Annotated in this window: 15 protein-coding genes; 4 read left to right on the top strand and 11 right to left on the bottom strand. The window is 62.4% G+C overall.

The window, feature by feature from the left end; all coding sequences use genetic code 11:
* The first annotated feature begins 40 nt into the window (after positions 1–40).
* Positions 41–1,324, top strand: a complete 1,284-nt coding sequence (locus DT069_RS23070) for a glycosyltransferase (protein ID WP_119462698.1) — start codon at positions 41–43, stop codon at positions 1,322–1,324.
* Complete coding sequence (locus DT069_RS23065) at positions 1,321–2,457, top strand: glycosyltransferase family 4 protein (RefSeq protein WP_162913400.1); 1,137 nt, start codon at positions 1,321–1,323, stop codon at positions 2,455–2,457. Before DT069_RS23070 ends, DT069_RS23065 begins: the two co-directional genes overlap by 4 nt.
* 12 nt (positions 2,458–2,469) lie before the next feature.
* Here DT069_RS23065 and DT069_RS23060 read toward each other — a convergent pair whose 3' ends face one another.
* The 5 genes from DT069_RS23060 to DT069_RS23040 form a co-directional block, all read right to left on the bottom strand.
* Positions 2,470–3,411 carry a glycosyltransferase family 2 protein gene (locus DT069_RS23060; RefSeq protein ID WP_119462696.1) on the bottom strand — a complete coding sequence of 314 codons (942 nt, stop codon included), beginning with the start codon at positions 3,409–3,411 and terminating at the stop codon, positions 2,470–2,472.
* Positions 3,408–4,958, bottom strand: coding sequence for an asparagine synthetase B family protein (locus tag DT069_RS23055; RefSeq protein WP_162913399.1), 1,551 nt, complete (start codon positions 4,956–4,958; stop codon positions 3,408–3,410). Before DT069_RS23055 ends, DT069_RS23060 begins: the two co-directional genes overlap by 4 nt.
* Entirely contained in the window at positions 4,955–6,445 is a 1,491-nt protein-coding gene (locus DT069_RS23050; protein WP_119462694.1) for a hypothetical protein, read from the bottom strand. The genes DT069_RS23055 and DT069_RS23050 overlap by 4 nt, the downstream gene beginning before the upstream one ends.
* An 81-nt stretch (positions 6,446–6,526) precedes the next feature.
* Complete coding sequence (locus DT069_RS23045; RefSeq protein ID WP_119462693.1) at positions 6,527–7,447, bottom strand: hypothetical protein; 921 nt, start codon at positions 7,445–7,447, stop codon at positions 6,527–6,529.
* A gap of 65 nt (positions 7,448–7,512) precedes the next feature.
* The gene (locus DT069_RS23040) at positions 7,513–8,982 is read right to left on the bottom strand and encodes a lipopolysaccharide biosynthesis protein (protein WP_162913398.1); all 1,470 of its coding nucleotides are present in this window, start codon (positions 8,980–8,982) and stop codon (positions 7,513–7,515) included.
* A 235-nt stretch (positions 8,983–9,217) separates the two neighbouring features.
* Here DT069_RS23040 and DT069_RS23035 point away from each other — a divergent pair, with 235 nt between their 5' ends.
* Together DT069_RS23035 and DT069_RS23030 are read left to right on the top strand one after the other, a co-directional pair.
* Positions 9,218–10,210: a glycosyltransferase family 2 protein gene (locus DT069_RS23035; protein WP_119462691.1), complete on the top strand. Its 993-nt coding sequence runs from the start codon at positions 9,218–9,220 to the stop codon at positions 10,208–10,210.
* Positions 10,211–10,215: 5 nt separating this feature from the next.
* Positions 10,216–11,142, top strand: a complete 927-nt coding sequence (locus DT069_RS23030) for a glycosyltransferase family 2 protein (protein WP_119462690.1) — start codon at positions 10,216–10,218, stop codon at positions 11,140–11,142.
* Here the strand turns inward: DT069_RS23030 and DT069_RS23025 are convergent.
* The 6 genes from DT069_RS23025 to DT069_RS23005 form a co-directional block, all read right to left on the bottom strand.
* A complete protein-coding gene (locus DT069_RS23025) occupies positions 11,135–12,379 on the bottom strand; it encodes a glycosyltransferase family 4 protein (RefSeq protein WP_119462689.1) in 1,245 nt (414 codons plus the stop codon). The genes DT069_RS23030 and DT069_RS23025 overlap by 8 nt on opposite strands.
* Positions 12,369–12,533: a hypothetical protein gene (locus tag DT069_RS25110; RefSeq protein WP_425450491.1), complete on the bottom strand. Its 165-nt coding sequence runs from the start codon at positions 12,531–12,533 to the stop codon at positions 12,369–12,371. The genes DT069_RS23025 and DT069_RS25110 overlap by 11 nt, the downstream gene beginning before the upstream one ends.
* Positions 12,530–14,761 carry a GumC family protein gene (locus DT069_RS23020; protein WP_162913397.1) on the bottom strand — a complete coding sequence of 744 codons (2,232 nt, stop codon included), beginning with the start codon at positions 14,759–14,761 and terminating at the stop codon, positions 12,530–12,532. Before DT069_RS23020 ends, DT069_RS25110 begins: the two co-directional genes overlap by 4 nt.
* A 422-nt stretch (positions 14,762–15,183) precedes the next feature.
* Positions 15,184–15,864, bottom strand: a complete 681-nt coding sequence (locus DT069_RS23015; RefSeq protein WP_119462687.1) for a hypothetical protein — start codon at positions 15,862–15,864, stop codon at positions 15,184–15,186.
* A gap of 437 nt (positions 15,865–16,301) precedes the next feature.
* Positions 16,302–16,799: a hypothetical protein gene (locus DT069_RS23010; protein WP_119462686.1), complete on the bottom strand. Its 498-nt coding sequence runs from the start codon at positions 16,797–16,799 to the stop codon at positions 16,302–16,304.
* Positions 16,800–16,890: 91 nt separating this feature from the next.
* The gene (locus DT069_RS23005) at positions 16,891–18,582 is read right to left on the bottom strand and encodes a hypothetical protein (protein WP_119462685.1); all 1,692 of its coding nucleotides are present in this window, start codon (positions 18,580–18,582) and stop codon (positions 16,891–16,893) included.
* Between the last annotated feature and the right edge of the window lie 5 nt (positions 18,583–18,587).

Raw genomic sequence — 18,587 nt, 5'->3', positions numbered from 1 at the left:
CTCCTGATCGGCCCGGTTCGGCAATCACGGAACACAGCTCATGCGGGTTGTCATCATCAGCGACTTCGGCGATATCACCGGCGGCGCCGCGAAAGTCGCGATTCTCAGCGCACGCGGGCTCGCGGAGCGCGGCGTGAGCGTCCTGTTCATCTGTGCGATTCCGCCGATCAACCCGCTGCTGTCGCACCACAATATCGAAACCCGCTGTTTCGATCTGCAGAACATCTGGGATCGGCCGTCACGAACCGAGGCGGCGATTCAGGGCATCTGGAACGTCGAGGCGGCTCGTCGCCTGACCGGGGAACTGCAGGCGATCGGCTCGCGCGACGCCATCGTGCACTTCCACCAATGGACCAAGTGCTTCAGCCCGAGCGCCATTGCCGCGGCGGGAGCATCCGGCTGCCCGGTCGCGATCACTCTGCATGACTACTTCACCGTTTGCCCCAACGGCGCCTATTACGATTTCAAGCGTCAGGTCCCTTGCCAGGTAAAGCCCCTCTCGGCGGCATGCATCGGCGCGAACTGCGACGCACGAAGCTATCCGCACAAGGTCGTCCGTCTTATCCGCCAGGGAGCGATCCGGCGGTCGCTGCGAAGAGCTTCGCAGCCGGTCAACCTGATCCATGTATCGTCCTTCGCCAAATGGGCCGTCGAACCATTCCTGCCGAAGGGCGCAAATAGTTTCGTCGTTCCGAACCCGGTCGACGCCGACCGGCGGGCGCGCGTCGAGGTTGGCCGAAACCGAGGCTTTCTTTATATCGGCCGCTTCACGCCGGAGAAGGGGTGCGTCCAGGCGGCGGCGGCGGCGCATGCCGCCAAGGTCCCGATCACATTCCTCGGGGACGGGCCAGCCGAGCAGGCGATCCGCACGACCTATCCCGAAGCACGCATTCTGCCATGGGGCTCCGCCGAAGCGGTCGCCGAAGCGCTCTCATCGGCGCGGGCCTTGCTGTTCCCGTCTCTCTGGTTCGAAACGAGCGGTCTGGTAGTGGCTGAAGCTCTCGCCCATGGCGTGCCGGCAATCGTCAGCCGTGCGACAGCCGCCGTGGACCTGATCGAAGACGGACTGTCGGGTCTGCTGGTCGATCCCGGCGATGTCGGCGGCCTGGAGGATTGCCTGAGGCGGCTGCAGGACGACCGACTGGCCGAGCGGCTGAGTCGCGGCGCCTACCAAGCCTATTGGCGTGCTCCCCCGGACCGAATGCGCCACGCGGAAATGCTGACGCGCGTGTATCGCGAGATCCTGCAAGCGCAGCTCGCGCTACCTGAGCGGCGATGCGCCGTAGCGGCAATATCGAGAACCCAGATGCCGAGAAGACCATGAGAGCGATCTACGCTTACGAATTCGACGCTAGCAACATTAATGTCCAATCGGGGCGTCCATTCTCGGTGCTGCGCGAGATGAAGCGGCGCGGCACCGATATCGTCCCGGTGTTCCCGCTGGAGCAGCGGCTGCAGCATCTCTTCCTCTGGAAGAAGATCCGCTATCGGTTGGGTGAGGAAGTCTATCGACCGGATCGGGAATCCGCGCTTCTGCGAAGTCTCGCCCATCAAATCGAACGGCGGGTGAACGGCATCGCCGCGGACTTTCTGTTCGCTCCCGGCTCGCATGCCATTGCGGAGCTCGACACGCCGCATCCGAAGGTCTTCTGTGCCGATGCGACCTTCGCCAACGTCATCGACTTCTACGACACTTTCACGAACTGCGCGCCCGAATTCATACGCCAGGGGCATGCGCAGGATCAGAAGGCGCTGATGAACTGCGCGGCGGCGATTTATCCGTCGGACTGGGCGGCGAGAAGCGCGATCGAGTTCTACGGTGTGGACCCCGGCAAGATCCATGTGATCCCGTTCGGGGCAAACGTCGAGGTTCATGATGCGGCGACGGTAAAGGGCTGGATCGATGCCCGGCCCTTCGACAGGCTCGATCTCCTCTTCGTCGGGCGCGACTGGCGCCGCAAGGGGGGGGATATCGTTCTGGCGGTCTGCGATCACCTCTCCCGCGCCAAGGTGCCGGTCCACCTCGACATCGTCGGCGTTACGCAAACGCCCGTCCCTCTGCCGCCCTATGCCCGCTTGCACGGCCTGCTCGACAAGAACGATCCGACGGATCGGCGCCGGCTCGAGAGCCTGCTTGCCAAGGCGCATTTCTTCTTCGTGCCGTCGCGTGCCGAGAACTACGGGATGGCGTTCTGCGAAGCCGCCGCGTACGGCGTTCCGTCGGTCACGACGAATGTCGGAGGAATCCCGACGATCGTTCAGCACGGACGCACGGGCTTCACCTTTGCGCCCGACAGCCCGCCCGATGCCTTTGCCGAAGCGATCGAGGGCAGCTTCCGCAGCCTGGACCGTTACCGCGACCTCGCCCGATCGAGCTTCGCGGATTACGAAAAGCGCCTGAACTGGAATGCCTTCGGAGAGCGCTTCTTCGAGGTCGTCCGGCAGATCGCCGGATGAATTGCCGGGATTCTAAGGCTCGGCCCTGCGAGAGAGCCCCTGCGCCGATCGCATGTACGATTCCGTGAAACGGCGTCCCAGCAGCTTGCGATAGGTGCTCTTGCTGCACAGGAATGCAAGGCATTCGAGTTTCTCCCCCAGGCCGAGCGGGCTTTCCATGACTGCGCTCGCCAGCTGGAGGCGAAACTGCATGTTGGCCGGAATCAACCGACTCCGCAGTTGATGTCCGATCCAGCGCGCCTGTTCTCGCCGGGACAGGGCGATCGACTGTCCGGCATGCTCTCGACCGAAGAAGAGTTCCCGGTCGACGCGGTGCAGGCGCCCATAGAGGGCCAACTCGGCGAGTAGAACGCGGTCCGAGCCATACCAGGGGCGATGCAGCCGCGTCTTCGCCAGCACGTCCCGCCGGATGACGCCGAACACGTCGAAGCAGGGCGGGGTCTTGCGGATTGCGTCCTTGAACCGCTCCACGGCGCTCCCGTCCTTCGCCATCGGCTGTTCGTTGGGGCCGATGCGCGGGCGCCCGTCACGGTCGATATAACGGTCCAGCGTTGCGTCATAGGGAAGGGGCTCGTCGAACTCGTCGATCAGTCGAACGCGGCTGTGGCACAGCGCCATGCCCGGGTCGCTGTCCAGGGCGCCGACGCACTCCATCAGGTAGTCGGGATGGCAGATGTCGTCGGCGGCCGCCCATTTGAAATATCGACCTTCGGACGCGGTGAAGATGAAGTTGTAGTTCGGGATGGCGCCGATGTTCCGGTCTTGTCTGATATAGGCGATGCGCCGGTCGAGGCGGGCATAGCGCTCGCATATGTCCTTCGTCTCATCCCTCGAGCAGTTGTCGCTGATGAGGATCGAGAAGTCCCGGAATGTCTGGTCGAGAAGCGATTCGATCGTGCGGGCGAGAAAGGGCGATCCGTTGAAAACGGGCAAACCGAGGGTCAGCGCGGTCATGATGAGTGCCGCATCGAACGGGTGTCTGGAACCGGGGCGAAGGCTGCCACGCTTGCCTCAGACTTTTGCGCTGGGCGAAACGTCCTGTCGATCACGGCGCCGGCGCCCTTCTGCGCCAACGATCTCATCCTTATCGCATTCTCGATCGGCCTGAGGGTCAGATAGGCCCGATAGGCCTTGAGCTTATCGTCGGTGATGCCCAGCCGGCGCATCGCGCCGCCGATCTTCGGCAGACCCAGCATCCACCTCTTGGCTTCTTCCAGAGGCATCTGCCCGATGACTTTCCGATTGATCCATTCGACGTAGGATGGCTTGACCGCTTCTCTGAGGAGGCGCGCATCCAAGGGGGCGAGCGGCACGCGCCGCATTGCGTGATGATTGATCGTGTCGGCCCGCGCCGCCCGCAGTCCAAGGGCCTCCAGATCCAAACCATGCCGCCGGAAAAGATCCCGTTGCCATGCCCGGTGCAGCCGCCTCTCCGGTGGGAGCGTCAGCATCGCGAATGCGACATCGATATCGTGGAATGGAGTCCATACCTGAAAACCCAGGGAGATCGGCACGCGCTTCAGATAGCAGAGCAAGATCGCCTTCATCCGGACGAGACTGAGCAGGCAGTAAAGAGGGTCGGCAAGCTTCTCCCGGTGCTCCTCCCAATATTGCAGCCAGAGGTCTCCCGAGTGCCGCAGGACGCATTGGCTGCTATCAGCGCATAGCCCATGCGTGTAGCCCAGCGCGATCAGGTCGCGCGGCCCCCGAGGGGATTGAGGACGCAACTCTCCCGCCCAAGCACTTCCATTGACGCCGCTGAGGACGAAGCTGTTCGCAGGGGCCAGTGAGCGCATCTTTCCATAGAATTCCATGTGGTACATTCCATGGGCGTGCGTCGATGGTCCAAAGAGCCGATCCCAATCCGGGAGATATTCGTGAAAATCGCCAAGCGGTATCCAGGTCCAATCCGTTCCCATGACCTCCGAGAGCTTTCTTGCGCGCACCACCTCGAAATGATCGAGCTGGCGGTCGGAGAGGCCATAGGTGAAGGAGCGGATGCGTGACTTGTCCTTCACGAGAAGATTGAGGATACGCGAGTCGTAGCCGCCGCTGGTTGGAATCACGATCGGGCCGTCGACACTGCTTTCCCAATCCTGGACCCTGTTCCGCAGCAGCTCGATTGCGTCACTCTCCCTGGTCCGTCCTGACAGGAGCGCTTCCGCCGGATCGTCCAACTGTTGGAGTGAGAGGTTCCCTTGCGCTTCTATGGTCAGCTTGGACGAGTGTCGCAGGAACTTGACGTCCTTGATCGGCGTCTGCTCGAAGACCGAGTATCCAAAGGCCAGATAGTTGCTCAGGCCCTCAGGGTGAAATTCGAGATTTGCGAAATCTATGACGTCGTTGATCGACCGGCTAACCTTACCTGTCCGCTGGTTGTAGAAAACGGGGTCGGAGCGGAGCCAGTTCGTACGGTATGTAGTCATAGTGTCAAAAGCACCTTCTTTGAGGGTTCTGGCGTCTGGTTTCGCCCATTGCTCTATCTCTTCCACGGCAATCAACGCGCGTTCGACCGACCCGCCGACGGTAATGGCAGCGGCCGCGGGTATGATCTGACACGGCCCTCGGCTCCTTCGGTCTGCAGCATGTACCACCGCTCTTCTGCGTCGAACTGTCGGCACTGGCCGGCCGCGATCCCGATCAGCAGTCCAGAGACCATCCAGACGCCGATGTGATTTATATTCGGATTCGAGATGGCATGGGCGAGCAGGAAGCCGATCAGCAGCCATTGCAACGGTACGGTGACCGGGATCGGTTCTTCATCCGTGGCGGACAGACGGGGGCGATAGGGCTTGAGGCGCATGAACAAGAACAGTCCGACGGCGAGAGAGCCGAGAATCCCAGTGTTGGACAGGATCGTCATCACGGCGCTGTTCGGCTTATGGCTGCCGAGGCCGAGTCCGAGGCCGCCGGTTTTGACCAGAATGTCGAGTGCCATGAAGTCGGTTGAACTCCGTGCGTCGAATGAGCCCGTTTGATCCTTCTCGAAGACGGCCCGGGTCAGAACCTCGTCGACAGTCTCCCAGCGAGCGTTGAGGTAGAGACTTGCGCCGAGAAGGCCCGCGCCGAGAAAAAGGAGGGCCACGAAATCCTGGGGGCGCAGCCGGGATCGTGCACCGCGGGCCCTCAGATGGAAGCCGAGCATGTCCTTGGCGGCCACCAGCGCGAAGAAGCCCATAAGGGCGAAGGCGGTCGTTGAGGTCGACGCACCGAGCGAGACCAGACTGATCAGAAGCAGCCCCATGGACAGCATGGTCGAGCCAATGCCCAGCTTGTAGCGCTTCCAGGCATAGAGAACGAACCCACCGAAGACGAAGGCCGCCCCGGCCGGTTCAGGGAAAGAGCCGCTCGCGCGCAGAACGTGGCCGGCGGTCACCTGTCCCCATGCACCGGAATGCACATCGGAGTGGAAAAACCACGCCGGAAAGGTCAGGCCCGCGTGAAAGGCCGCCAGTTCCCAGAAGACGAAGCCGGCCGCGAGCAGTATCGCCAGAACGACGGCGCGATCCACGATCTTCGCCGCCGCCACCGGTTCCAACCACGACAGTTGATGGGCGATCGCGTAGACCAGAACGATGTGGAACGCGAGATAGAAGATCTGCGTGAAGTTTTCGCGCGTGAGATGGTAGGGCTGGGCCAGATTCAGATTGAAGCCCATCGTGCCGGTCATGACGTCGATCTTTCCCTGAAAGACGCTCAGCGCGATCCAGAGGACGACGATGTTGACGGCGAAGAGAAAGAACAGGGGATAGATTTCCTCGATCACTCCCTGATTCAGATGGCGTCGGCCGAAGGCAATCTCCACCGCGCTGCGCGCAATTATCAGATTGCCGTAGAAGAATACGGGCGACACCCCGAACGATCCGACGATGATGACCGCAACATCGGCCAGTATCATGAGCAGGACGAGAGCAACGAAGCTGTGGCGCCAAGGCAGCAGGATCAGCAGCAGCGACAGAGGAATAAGGAAGAGGCCTGGTGTCGTCATTGCATGCCCCGGAGAAACTCTATGGCACCAAGGGGGCACCAAAGGGGGGCGCCCGCTCGCTTCCTCGCAAGAAATGGCTCGTCAACTATCCCACAGCCTATGTGCCATCTGACCGACGGCGCGTTGGTACCGCTTCGGTATTATCCGCTTGCCAATGCTCTTCAGTGTCCGTTGATGCCAAGGGCGCTGATAGCGGCCGGCGATTTCGCTCCTGTCGAAGTCGTAGGGGTCATACCCGAATTCGGCCGCCAGCTTGAGAACGGCGGGATGATTGAAAATGAGGGTCGGGTCGGAGATCGCGTCGCGTCTGTATTTGTATCTGTCGACGGGACCTCGACGCGGAGCTTGGGCCTTCGCGCCTCTGGCCGGCAGACCGAGGAAGTGTGTCATTTCAGCCCAGGCCGCGTTTGACGCTGTGAGATCCTCCATGCGAAGGCGCAGGAACGGCACGTCAGGATGTTTGCGGTGCAGCTCAAGCGCATAGGCATGTATCTCGAGCCACTGGAAAAGGCATTTCTCGAAACGCGACAGCCCGTTCCACCGATCGCCATATTCCTTGTGCAGCACGCCCGGATCCGTCGGGTCGAGCTGCGCATGCTGGACATAGCCATCGTTCCGAGTATCAGGATTGTAGAAGCCATGCGTCTCCATCGAGAGCGCGAAGTAGACGGGATGGCGCGTGACATGAACCAGCCTGATGGCCGGCTGGTACTTGTCCATGAAGTAGGGAATCCAAGCGAAGGCGGGCCATCCTGTCTCGATATAGGATCGTCCGGACTGCAGCAGAGTCTCGATGCGGGCCAGATGCTGCCTCAGCTCGTCGCTTTGCTCGATGGCGTCGGCAAAGCGTCCGGTGCGCAGGGTCGATTTCGGCCGATAGTTATGGGTCACCGGCTCGTGCACAACCTCCGCGATGTCCGAGTAATCCCGGCGAAGCACGTCGGTGATCCACTGGGTTCCGCTGCGGCCGGGGGACAGGAAGAACGCGAGGACACTGCTCATCTGTCGGGTGCTCCTTCAGGGGGTGCGATGGCGACTGGATCGCGGGCCGCCCTCTCGCGGACCGGTCATGAGTCGACTCCGGCAATGGGGCGTCGTCCCAGGGCCACCATCCCCAGGTCAATCACCTCTCGGGCGACGCGACGATCGAGAACGACGATGCAGGCGCAATAAACCGCGACCCCGACAAGGACACCGGAAGCCAGCATCATCAGGCCGCTTAACCTGCCGGTCATCGCCGAGCGCCAGCCGATCACGGCGGCGGCCATGGCAACCGACGAGACCAGCGCCGGCAAGCAGGCGCGATATTGCTTGTTGACCTGCAGACCGGTCAGGCGACGTGCCAGGTAGGCGGTGAGCGGAAGGATCAGCAGAGCCCGGATGAGCATGCACCACGCGACCGCCTCGATGCCGTGCCGCGCGAAGAAGAACAGCATCAGCGAGAGCAGGGCGAACCCCAGAATCTGCGGCGCCAACTGCATCATCGGGCGTCCCAATCCGCGCATCACGGCGCCGTAGAAATGGGTCAGCGACCACAAGGCACCCAGGAGCGCGAGAATCTGTGTCACGCGGATGCTTCCGGCCCATTGCTCGCCGAACACGGAGGGGATCAGGCTCGGAGCTATGGCGGCCAAGCCCAGGAAACTAGGAAAGCCGATCAGCGTAGAGAGTCGGGCACCGGTATGGAGTGCGCGGCGAACCTGCGGCAGGTTCGATTGCATCTTCGAAAATGCCGGCATGGCCGTATTGGCCAGCGGCAGGAGCAGACAGGATCGCAGAATGTCGAGCAGGCGCCATCCCATGTGGAAGAAGCCCAGCGCCGTCGGGCCGAGCGACGCTCCGATGATGATGCGCACCAACTGCTGTTCGCCCAGCTTGACGAGCTTCAGGCCAATCATCTGGCTGCCGAACCCCAGGAGCTCACGCAGATGCCGGAGCGAGAATCTGAGCCCGGGGCGCCATCGCCCGGTGCTCCACAGAACCGCGGCGATGATCGCCTGCTGGGTCAGCTGCTGGCCCACCAGGCTCCAGGCTCCGAAGCCGTTTAGGGCCATGCCGATGCCGACAGCGCCACCGATGCTCAGCCCGAGCACCGAGCGCAGGGCAAGCAGATCGAAGCGCATGTCACGTGTGAGCAGGGCGGTGGGAACGGCGGACAGCGCATGCAGGACCGGCAGAATGCCAAGCCATCGGATCAGCTCCGCGATGCGTGGCTCGCCGAAGGCGTTCGCGATCGGCCCGGCGCAAATCTGCGCCAAGGCGACAATGCATGCGGCAAGCCCGATAAGCAGCCAGAACACACTGTCGATGTGCTCCCGCGCGAGCTGCTTTCTCTGAATCAGCGCGTCGGCGATGCCGCCGACGATGAGAACGTCGGAAACCGCGATGACCGCCATTGCCATCGCGATCAGGCCGTAAGCCTCCGGACCGAGAAAGATCGCCAGAATGGTGAAGACCGCGAGCCCGATGACTTGACTGCCCCAGCTTCCGGCGGTCGACCAGATCGCGCTTTTCACGATGGTTTTCTTGTCAAGCAATCTGAATTCTCGATGCAAAAACAAAGCTGCCCGGGCGAGGCGGCCGGGTCTTCGAGAGCACGCGTTCAGGGGGAATCATCCGACACCCGTCGGCACGACCGCAATTACCTCTTACGGTTCGATCGCCTGCTCATAGGGGGTCGGTCTCATGCGCTTGTGACAGGCCTGCTCTCCGGTGTTGCACTAGGTGCCGGGGCGGAGCGGCGACAGCCTGATCGGAGGAGCGGCGGAGCCCATGTCGGAGATCATCTCGGAGCCGATGTCGGACGTCGATCTTAGAGCGCCGGTGGCCTTCGTGATCTTCAACCGGCCCGCTCACACCAAGAGGGTGTTCGATGCGATCGCCGCGGTCCGCCCGAAGACGCTCTTCATCATTGCCGACGGCCCGCGGCCATCTCACTCGACGGACGACGAGAAGTGTAGACAAGCCCGCGCAGTCATCGAGAACGTGACTTGGCCTTGTGACGTGAAGACGGATTTCGCCGACACCAATATGGGGTGCCGGGCGAGAACGATCAGCGGAACCGACTGGGTATTTAGTCAGGTGAACGAGGCGATATTCCTCGAAGATGATACGGTTCCTCATCCCGGCTTTTTCCGGTTCTGCCAGGATCTCCTGCGGCACTACCGGGATGAGCCCCGGGTCGCGGCCATCACCGGCCTCTGCCTGTCGCCGTCCTGGTCGTCCAAATACAGCTACGGCTTTTCGATCCTGCCATGCACCTGGGGGCGCGCCTTCTGGCGACGAAGCTGGGAGGCCTTCGATCCCGCGATGACGCTTTGGCCGGAAGTCCGCGACAACGCGCTGCTGTCCCATGTCTTTCCCGATCCGGCTCAGGCTGCCTACTGGCAGAAGATCATGACCTCCGCCTATCTTCGAAAGTTCGATTCCTGGGGCTATCCGTTCATGTTCTCCTGCTGGCTCCAGGGCGGATTGACGGCGGTGCCCGGACGGAACCTGGTGCGCAATATCGGTTTCGGCCCGGAGTCCACCCATACCAAGGTGAGTGGCGGTTACGGCAAGCTGGCCTTGCAAGATATATCCTTTCCGCTGCGGCATCCGCCGATGATCGCGCGCGATCATGCCTATGACGATTACGCGCACAGGCAATTCATCGACGACAGGTCGCTTTCCGCCCGGCTCAGGAACAAGATCAGACGGGTCGTCGAGGAGCATCGCTTCCATAGACGGGAACGCGCGCTCCTTGACGGGCAGAGCCCGTCCTGATCGGGATGGCGGCGCCGACTCTCGACGATTATCGCCTCCTGCGTCAGCGCCGCTTCGGCGCTTCCGGCGCAGGTCCGGCCGGCTCCCGGAGGCCGAAGGTCACGCTGATAACCGTCGCATTGAACGCGCGGCCGACGCTGGAGCGAACCATCGCCAGTGTCCAAGGCCAATCGTTCCCGGGTTTCGAGCATGTCGTCGTGGATGGCGGCTCCACCGACGGGACGACGGAGCTGTTGAAGGAGCGCCTTCGTCCTTGCGACTATTGGATCAGCGAGGCGGACCGGGGAATCAGCGATGCCTTCAACAAGGGCATCGCCCTGGCCGGCGGCGATTACGTCCAGATCATTAATGCCGACGATTGGCTGTCGCCCGAACAGGTTTCCGTTGCCGTGCAAGGGCTGGAGGAGACGCGCGCCGATTTCGTCTTCGGGGATCTGATCTTCTATCGGAGCGACCGTCCGATCTTCCTCTATCTCGGCGACCCGGATTACCGGACGACCATTCACAACCGCATGCCGGCGCTGAATCACCCGACCGTTTTGGTGCGCCGCGCGGCCTTTGAGCGCATCGGCCTCTTCGATCTCCGATATCGCTGCGCGATGGATTACGACTGGTTCCTGCGTCTGCATGTGGCCGGCGGGCGCGGTGTCCATCTGCCCGGGCTGATCGGCCATATGACGCATGACGGCATTTCCAATACCCGTTATGTACGGACCATCCGCGAGGTGGAGGCGATTGCCGTAGCGCATGGCCGCCACCCCGTGGCTGCCCGCATGGAGGCCCTGTTCCGTATCGCAAAGACGGCTATGTCGCAGCGTATGACGGCGGTGGCCGCTCCGCTCTATCGGCTCGTCCGCAGCAGGATTAACGCCTCCTACGTGCCCATTCATACCGTCGATTTTCGAGGTGACGGGACGCGGCCGTTCAGCTGAGATAGATTTCCTCAGTTCCGTCGACCATACGCTGTAGCGAGAATTGCGTCGAACGCCGACGCGCACATAGCCCCATTCTGACCCGCAGGTCCGGGTCGTCGGCGAGCTGGGCGAGGCGGTGTGCGAGCGCATCGATGTCGTCATGCGGCACCACGAAGCCGTTGACGCCGTCCTCGATCGCTTCCGCAACGCCGCCGACCGCCGTGCAGACGACCGGCACGCCATTGTGAAGGGCCTCCAAAAGGACGTAGGAGAAGCCTTCATATCGGCTTGGCATGGCCAGCACGTCGAACGCCGTCAACCACTCTCGAGCCACCGCCACGCCGAGCCAGGAAAAGGCGTCCGCGATATGAAGGCGCCGTGTGAGAGCCATAAGGCTTTCGCGAAGAGGGCCGTCGCCGATCATGACGATATGTAACTTGCGTCCCCGCCCGATGATTCGCGCGGCCGCCTCCACCAACCGCTCCGGCGCCTTTTGCGCATCCATCCGCCCGACGAAGCCGATGACGACCACGTCCGCCGCCGACCCCAGGCGCTCCCGCGCGCGGCTCCCCATCCGAACATCGTACGGTGACAGCCCGTTGGGCACGACGGTCAGCTTGTCCAGTCGGATCCCCAGCTCGACGGCATGGGTCCTTTCTAGGTCCGACGTACAAATGATCCGGTCCGACAGGTGGGACAATCCGCGCTCCACACAGGCATAGGTTCCTCGATAGAGCGAGGAAAGGTGCGGAGACATCGTCACGAAGGCATGCGGCGTATAGACGCGCTTGCACCGGCTTTGGAGGCCGAGGAGGCGGGCGTAAGCGCCACCCTTGGAGCTGTGGCCATGCACCACATCGAAGGGCCCCTTTCTGCGTATATAGCGGGCGAGCGCATAGATGACGCTGATGTCCGACCAGTGCGGCTCGCGCCGCATGGCGAAGGCCTTGCAGCGCACTCTCGGCAGATCCTGGATTTCTCGCAGCAGGTGCGGATCCGTGCGGCGGAAGGAGTGAAGGAGGTGGATCTCATGCCCGCGGGCGGTCATGGCCTCAATGAGATCCCGGAGATGACGGCCGACTCCGGTACGAACCGTTTCGGCGACATAGCAGATCTTAAGACGACGGGCGGCTGTGCGCTGCGGCTCCGGCACCATGGACGAGTTGACGGTAAGCGCCTTCGCAGGAGCGTTGTCCCGCACGCGCAAGAGGTTGATGCTCGGTGTGCTGCGCCTTTCGGCCGGGTTACTGCTCATACCTGTCCGTTTCGGCGCGATAGGTGAGGACTGTCGAGGACGTTAGCGGCCGGACGCGTCCGAGATCGACGTGACACAGCGCGTAAGGCGCCAGAACGCTCCCCGGGCCGCTCATACCCCAGAACGCGCGTTCCATGGCAACCTTGCGCGTCACGACGCGAGATAGCTCTTCAGATAGCCGTTCGGGACATCGCCGAAGCCGTAGCTGGCCTGGCGCGAGAGATTGACCTGCGACAGGACGATCCCCGTCATCGGCGCCTCGGCCATGGCGAGCTTCTTCAGGGCTGTGGCGACAAGCGGTCGCGGGGTGCGGCCCCAGCGGACCGCGAGCAGCGTGGTATCGGCGATCCCGGACAGCACGATGGGATCGGTCACGAGCGTGACCGGCGGAGCGTCGAGGATGACCAGATCGCTCAGTTCGGCGGCCACCCGGATCAGCTTGTCCATGCCCTGGGAAATCAGCAGCTCGATCGCCCGGGCGCTGCTGCGGCCGGCGGGAATGACCAGCATGCCGGACCGCTCGTCGACCTGGAGGACATCCTTGATCGTGGTCTCGCCGGCCAGGGCTTGCGCCAAGCCATTGCGGCCGTCGATGCCGAGGTTTGCCGCGATGCTCGGTCGGCGAAGATCGCACTCGATCAGCATCACACGTTGACCCGACGCCGCGCTGAGACGGCCAAGCGCCAGGGATAGCTCGGTCTTTCCCTCATCCGGCAGCGCCGAGGTGACGAGCACGACCTGCGACTGGCGATGCGTGCGAACGCCTTGGATCCGCGTGCGGATCAGGCGGATCGACTCGGTATAGGCGGACAAGGGATTCTGGAGGGCGTAGATGGACGGGTGCTTGCGTCCGACGCCACGGTTCTTCACCAGGGGAATCATCCCGATAACCGGCACGCCGAACGCCTTTTCGACCTGCTCTGCGTTATGGAAGCCCTTCTGAAGCATCTCCTTGATGGTGACGAGGGCCAGACTCACCAACAGCGATCCCGTGGCGGCGAGAGCCAGAAGAATCTCCCGCTGCGGATAGGAGGGCCATGAGGGCGGCTCGGCGCGCGACAGGACGCGGGCATCGGGCTGCAGCAGGTCGAGCTGAATGGTCGTCCGGTCCAGGCTTCCGACGAACGTATCGAACAGGGATCGGGCCGCCGCGGCTTCGCTCTGGAGCTGGGTCAGTTCGACCTGCCTGCGGTACGCTTCGAGATAGCGCGCCTCGAGCTTTTTGACATGAGCCGCGATTGTCTCCTCTTCATGCTCCGTCACCCGAGCGTCGCCCTCTACGCCTGCCAAGACACGGTCGATCTCCGTCTGCAGTCGGGCTTTCAGCTCGTTGAGCTCGGCTTCCGCCTGGACGACCGTCGGGTAGGTGGGGCGATAGGTGCTCCGCAACTGGGCCAAGCGGCTCTCCGCGGCGATGATCTGAGCACGGAGACCTTGAACCAGCGGTGAACTGGCGATGATCGAAGCCGTGGATGGGCTGTCGGACGATTTCGCGCCCTCTTGGACTTCGCCGAGACGCGCTTGAGCCTTCAAGACGTCCGTCTTGGTTTCAATGAGCGCGTTGCTGAGGTTCGTCAGAAGCTTCGTCAGCGGTGTTTCCTCCCCGACTGTCACCAGCGAGTTCTGCTCCTGATACTCGACAACCTTGTTCTCGGCCCGTTGCACGCGCTCCCGCAGTTCGCCGATCTTGTTCTCGAGCCACACGGCACCCCGTTCCGCGGCGTCGTACTTGGCTTCGAGCTGGCCGGTCAGATAGAGATCGGCGAAGGCATTGACGATGCGTGCGGCCTTTTCGGCGTCCTCGGACTCGAACCGCAGACGGATCGTGTAGGAGCGGCCGTCATTGACGACGGTCAGGCGATTCAGGACCCCACCGGTTACCGAGGCCAGCAGCGGCTCCGAGATGTCCTCCGCCGGTTCTGCCGGTGAACTGACGAGATAGGCCCGAATCTCAGACGGCACCCATTTGATAGCGGCAATACGATCCAGCAGGCCGGGTTCGTGCGGCCGCAGGCGAGGATTGAATTCCGGATCCCGCAGCAGTCCCATCTCCTGAACCACCCGCCGTGCCAGCGACCGCGAGCGCAGGATATCGACTTCGCTGCGGATCACGGTGTCGGTCGCGGTCCGGTCGGCGACGATCGGGTCGATGTCCAGGATGTTCGGCCGCCTTATGTCCAGCACCATGACGGCTTCGGCGGTGTAAAGCGGCGTCAGGCTTGTGATGTAAGCGTGGCTCAGGACAAGAAGGACGGACGTCACGAAGACGATCAGGAGCTTGTGGCGCCACACCGTCCGGAGAAGCCTGCGGATATCGATATCATCCGACGGCGATGTCGCTACGACGGCCGGGAAACGCGAGGGATTTGAGAGAGTGTTCATGGCGATCGCTACGGCCCTCGTACAATGATGACGGAAGCAGCGTGCTCTTTGACGGGGAGCATTGCCGATGGGTCGGCCGTCGACATCGGCGCTGCCTTGCCGCAGCTTGCCGCCTCGATTGCATTTGCAAAGGTTAGAACAGGCTTGGCTGGTGCCGAACGATGCGATCGAGGTATCGCCCATCGCAAAAGGAGGAACCCGAGGGGCAAGGCCGGGGCGGAAAGCAGAAGCCTGGGCTCGCCTGATCGTGCCCGGCGTCGGTGGGCAGCGGGTTATGTGGCCTGGCGCTCGGCGGCCTCGGGCCACGGCCACTGCGGCTGTCGGATCTGAGCGTTCCTTCCGGCCGGCATCCGAGGGTCGGTCGCGATCATGGACCGACCCGAATCAATCAGCCGTTGGCGCCAACGGTCGGCGAAGAATCGTCAGAACCGATATTTCGCCGTCAGCATGACAACGGGGTAGAATTTGTACTTTCCGATATCGTCCTCGACGTCCCGGCGCTCCGCCTCCAGATCGTCGGCGAGATTCGCGGTCGCAGCCACTTTGGTGGCCGATAGGCTGACCTCAGCCTCGCCGTGGTACATCACGCCGGCCTCGATGCCGAGCGTAAATGCGTCCGTAGGAAACGGCGCGCCCTCGTAACCAAGGCCGACATAAGGGGCGAACCGGTTGAACTCGATATCGCCGGTTATCGTCCCGATCTCCGCCGGCGTGTAGGTCACGCCGCCGATTTCCACGCTCTCGGCCGGCGTCGCCGTCAGGCTCGCCTCGTTCAGATTCAGGCGTGCCCCGATCGAGATGCGGAAACCGCCGCCGAACGGGTGGAGATCGGCGATCAGGCCGGCCGATTTCAGCTCCAGATTGCCGTCATACTCGATTCCGTCAAGCTCGTGGGTCGTATCGTACTCGAAGAAATTGCCGCCAACCCGGAAGCCGAGATAATTGCTGGGCCGATAACCCACCTCGAGACCGATGCCGAGGGTGCTGAGACTGGGACCGATCGAGAACGTCCCGGCCGGCCCGTCATCATCTATCTCCTGAGACAGGGCCGGGGTGGCGACGAGGGGGGCAAACAGGACCGCGGTGATACGTACCCACTTCATAAATGACCTCTCTGCGATGACGACGGCATGCTGCAGTGGTGTCGGCGGAACATCAGGTGTCCTGTCCTGTCCGCACGCGAGAACTCGGCAGCGTGCCGCAATTATCCTTTCCGGAATCAAAGAGGTATCAGTAGTTAGTCAACAAAAAATAAAAGAGATCGCGCATTGAATATTGCCACATATCAGCTATGGTATCGTAAATCTTGCGTTAACAAAAATGATCATCTGTATCGCATGGCTGGATGATCAGCGGATATTTTATGCGCGGGTGCCCTGATCCGAGGCTGTCCGTTGGTTCCGGTGGTGCCGATGCCACCGCCGGGGTCGTGGTCTGGGCGGCATGCGCCGCCCAGACTGACGCGCTATGTCGCGGCCGATGTGCTGAGTTTCTTATCGGAGATGTCCACTGAATCTCGCCAGAGAACGGCGGTCGCGGATCAGTTGACAGCCGTCATCTTCTCGCGCATCGCTTCGGAGACGTCTTCGAGCAGGACAATCCGGAGTTCATTGGCGCTGATTTGAGACCCCTCCGGCAGGGTTGCATTCACTTCGTCGGGAGACAGCGTATACATCTTGCCGCTGAACGGATCGACGATGAACCAGCCGATCAGGCCGCCAAAGACAAGATTCCCGGCGAGATACCAGCCGTTCGGCGTCGTCTCGAGGTGAACCATCTGCGTCTGAAAGCCCTCCTTCGAGAACCGGACCGTGTACTCCTTGCCGCCCCAATAGGAGCCGTCGCTCTTTTCGAGAGAAACGGTGGTCGGGGTAGTTCCGTTGAAGATCTCCTTGCCTGTTTCGTCGGTAATTGCGACGCTCGCTTCGGAAGGCTGGGAGCTAACGTTGACCGTCTTGGCGGCGTCCCCGACGATCGACGCGCAGGATGCGAGCAGCAGGCTCGCCGGCAGCAAGGCACCGGCTAAAAACTTCGACATGTATTTTTTCCCCAGAATATTGAATTGGGCATGTGAGATGCCCCGTGAGGACTTAGCGGTAGAATAGGAACTATAATAATAAGTAAATTGCTTATGCGGGCGGGCGTGCGTTGGCCCAGGACGGAATCCGGCGTGACCTCTTGGCGCTGAAGAAAGCTGCGACGATCAAGGCCGCGACGCTGAGCAGCGACGCCATTCGCCCGAACCGCTCCTCCCCGGTCGGCGTGAGGGTCAATTCGACATGATGCCGTCCTGGAGGAAGCTTCAGGCCGACAACGCCGAGCCGCACCAGTGCGTCGGCCGCCTTGGCAACTCCGTTATCCGAGACATATCGCCAGCCGGTGTAATGGAACTGCCGAACGGCCACGGTTACCGTCGTTCGCGCGTCAATCTCCAGGGCGACCCGACGGGAGCGCCAGTCGCGAACGGCCACGCGACCTTCGCCGGCGGTGACAAGGGCCCGGCTCCGCCTCGGAAAGAGTTGGCGCAGCTTGTCGAGGTCGCCGAGGACATATTCCTTGGGACCCCGCGGGAGGGCAAACACCGACTCGGTCGAGATTGCTTCTCGATTTGCCGCGATTGGAGGCAGCAGCGCGACATTCACGAGCGCGAGGCCGACCAGACCGAAATGCACCGCTGGCCGCATCCAGGCGGCAATGCGCGCAGGACGACGGGCGCATGCTTCCAGGGCGAGTCCGGCGAGGGCCGTAAGCGCGACCGTCTGGACAATCAGAAAGCGCCAGGGGAACTGGACCTTCTGGAGTACCGGAAACAGGCGCCAGACCGGATCGCTCCACGTTGTCATCAGGAAGAGGCTGCCGGCGGCCAGCAGCAGCGGAGTCCAGCCCCACCGGCGAAGGGAGGTCGGTCCCGAAAGCAGGACCAGGCCGAACAAGACGGTCATTCCGCCTTGAGCGAAAACCGTGGCCAGGATCATGCGCCAGGTTTCCTCGGATGGCCACGGCTCCGCCCCGAACAGCAGCCACCGCGAGTAGTGGTGCCGGCCATCGAACAAAGCCGCCTGGTTGATGAGTTCGCCGTGATTCAGAGCCGTCGCGAGATATGCCGCGCAGAGCGGGAATGACAGGATGACCGCGCCGATGGTGATGCCGATGGGAAGCAGCTGTCGCTTTATGAGCGCGACGGAGAGTCCGTAGGCCAGAATGGCGGGGACGAGCAGGGGGATCGATGGAGCATGGCTGAGCGCGAGTGCTGCCAGGCTTGCCGCGCAAAGGATGCCGTAAAGCGGCGGGTTTCGGTCGAATCGGTGGATCGCGAACAGGGCCCAGGGCGCCCACGCCAGGGCCCAGAGCTCCGCATAGGCCACACGCAGATAGACATCGATGAGGAGGTGATAGGGCAGCAGAATGAAGAGGATCGCCGAAAGGAGAGCGTTCCGGCGCGACACCAGCTCGCGCATCCAGCAGAACGTTCCCATGCCGCCCACGAATAGGCTGAGCGCGATTCCTGCCGCGAGCCTGTAGGGGGCGGCTGCAGGATCCGGAGCGAACGGATGCAGCAGGGCCGTGACGAAATAAGGCAGCGGCGGATAGATGAAGAAGACCGGGCTGCCAAATCCGGCGTTCATCTCCGGGAGCCAGCGCGGATACAGCGTGCCCTGCCAGAACTGCTCCGCGAAGAAATGCAGCCATCTGACATGGTGCTTCGCATCATGTCCGGCCAGCAACAGCTCCGAAAGAAGGGAGGGCAGGACCGCGCCGACGCTCACGAGCAATATGGCGAGGCACGGGAACCACTGTCGCCCGGGCGCGAACCGCCTCATTGGTA

Source organism: Virgifigura deserti (genome assembly GCA_003576685.1).
Taxonomy (GTDB): Bacteria; Pseudomonadota; Alphaproteobacteria; order Dongiales; family Dongiaceae; genus Virgifigura; species Virgifigura deserti.
This window is presented reverse-complemented; position numbering and strand designations above follow the sequence as displayed.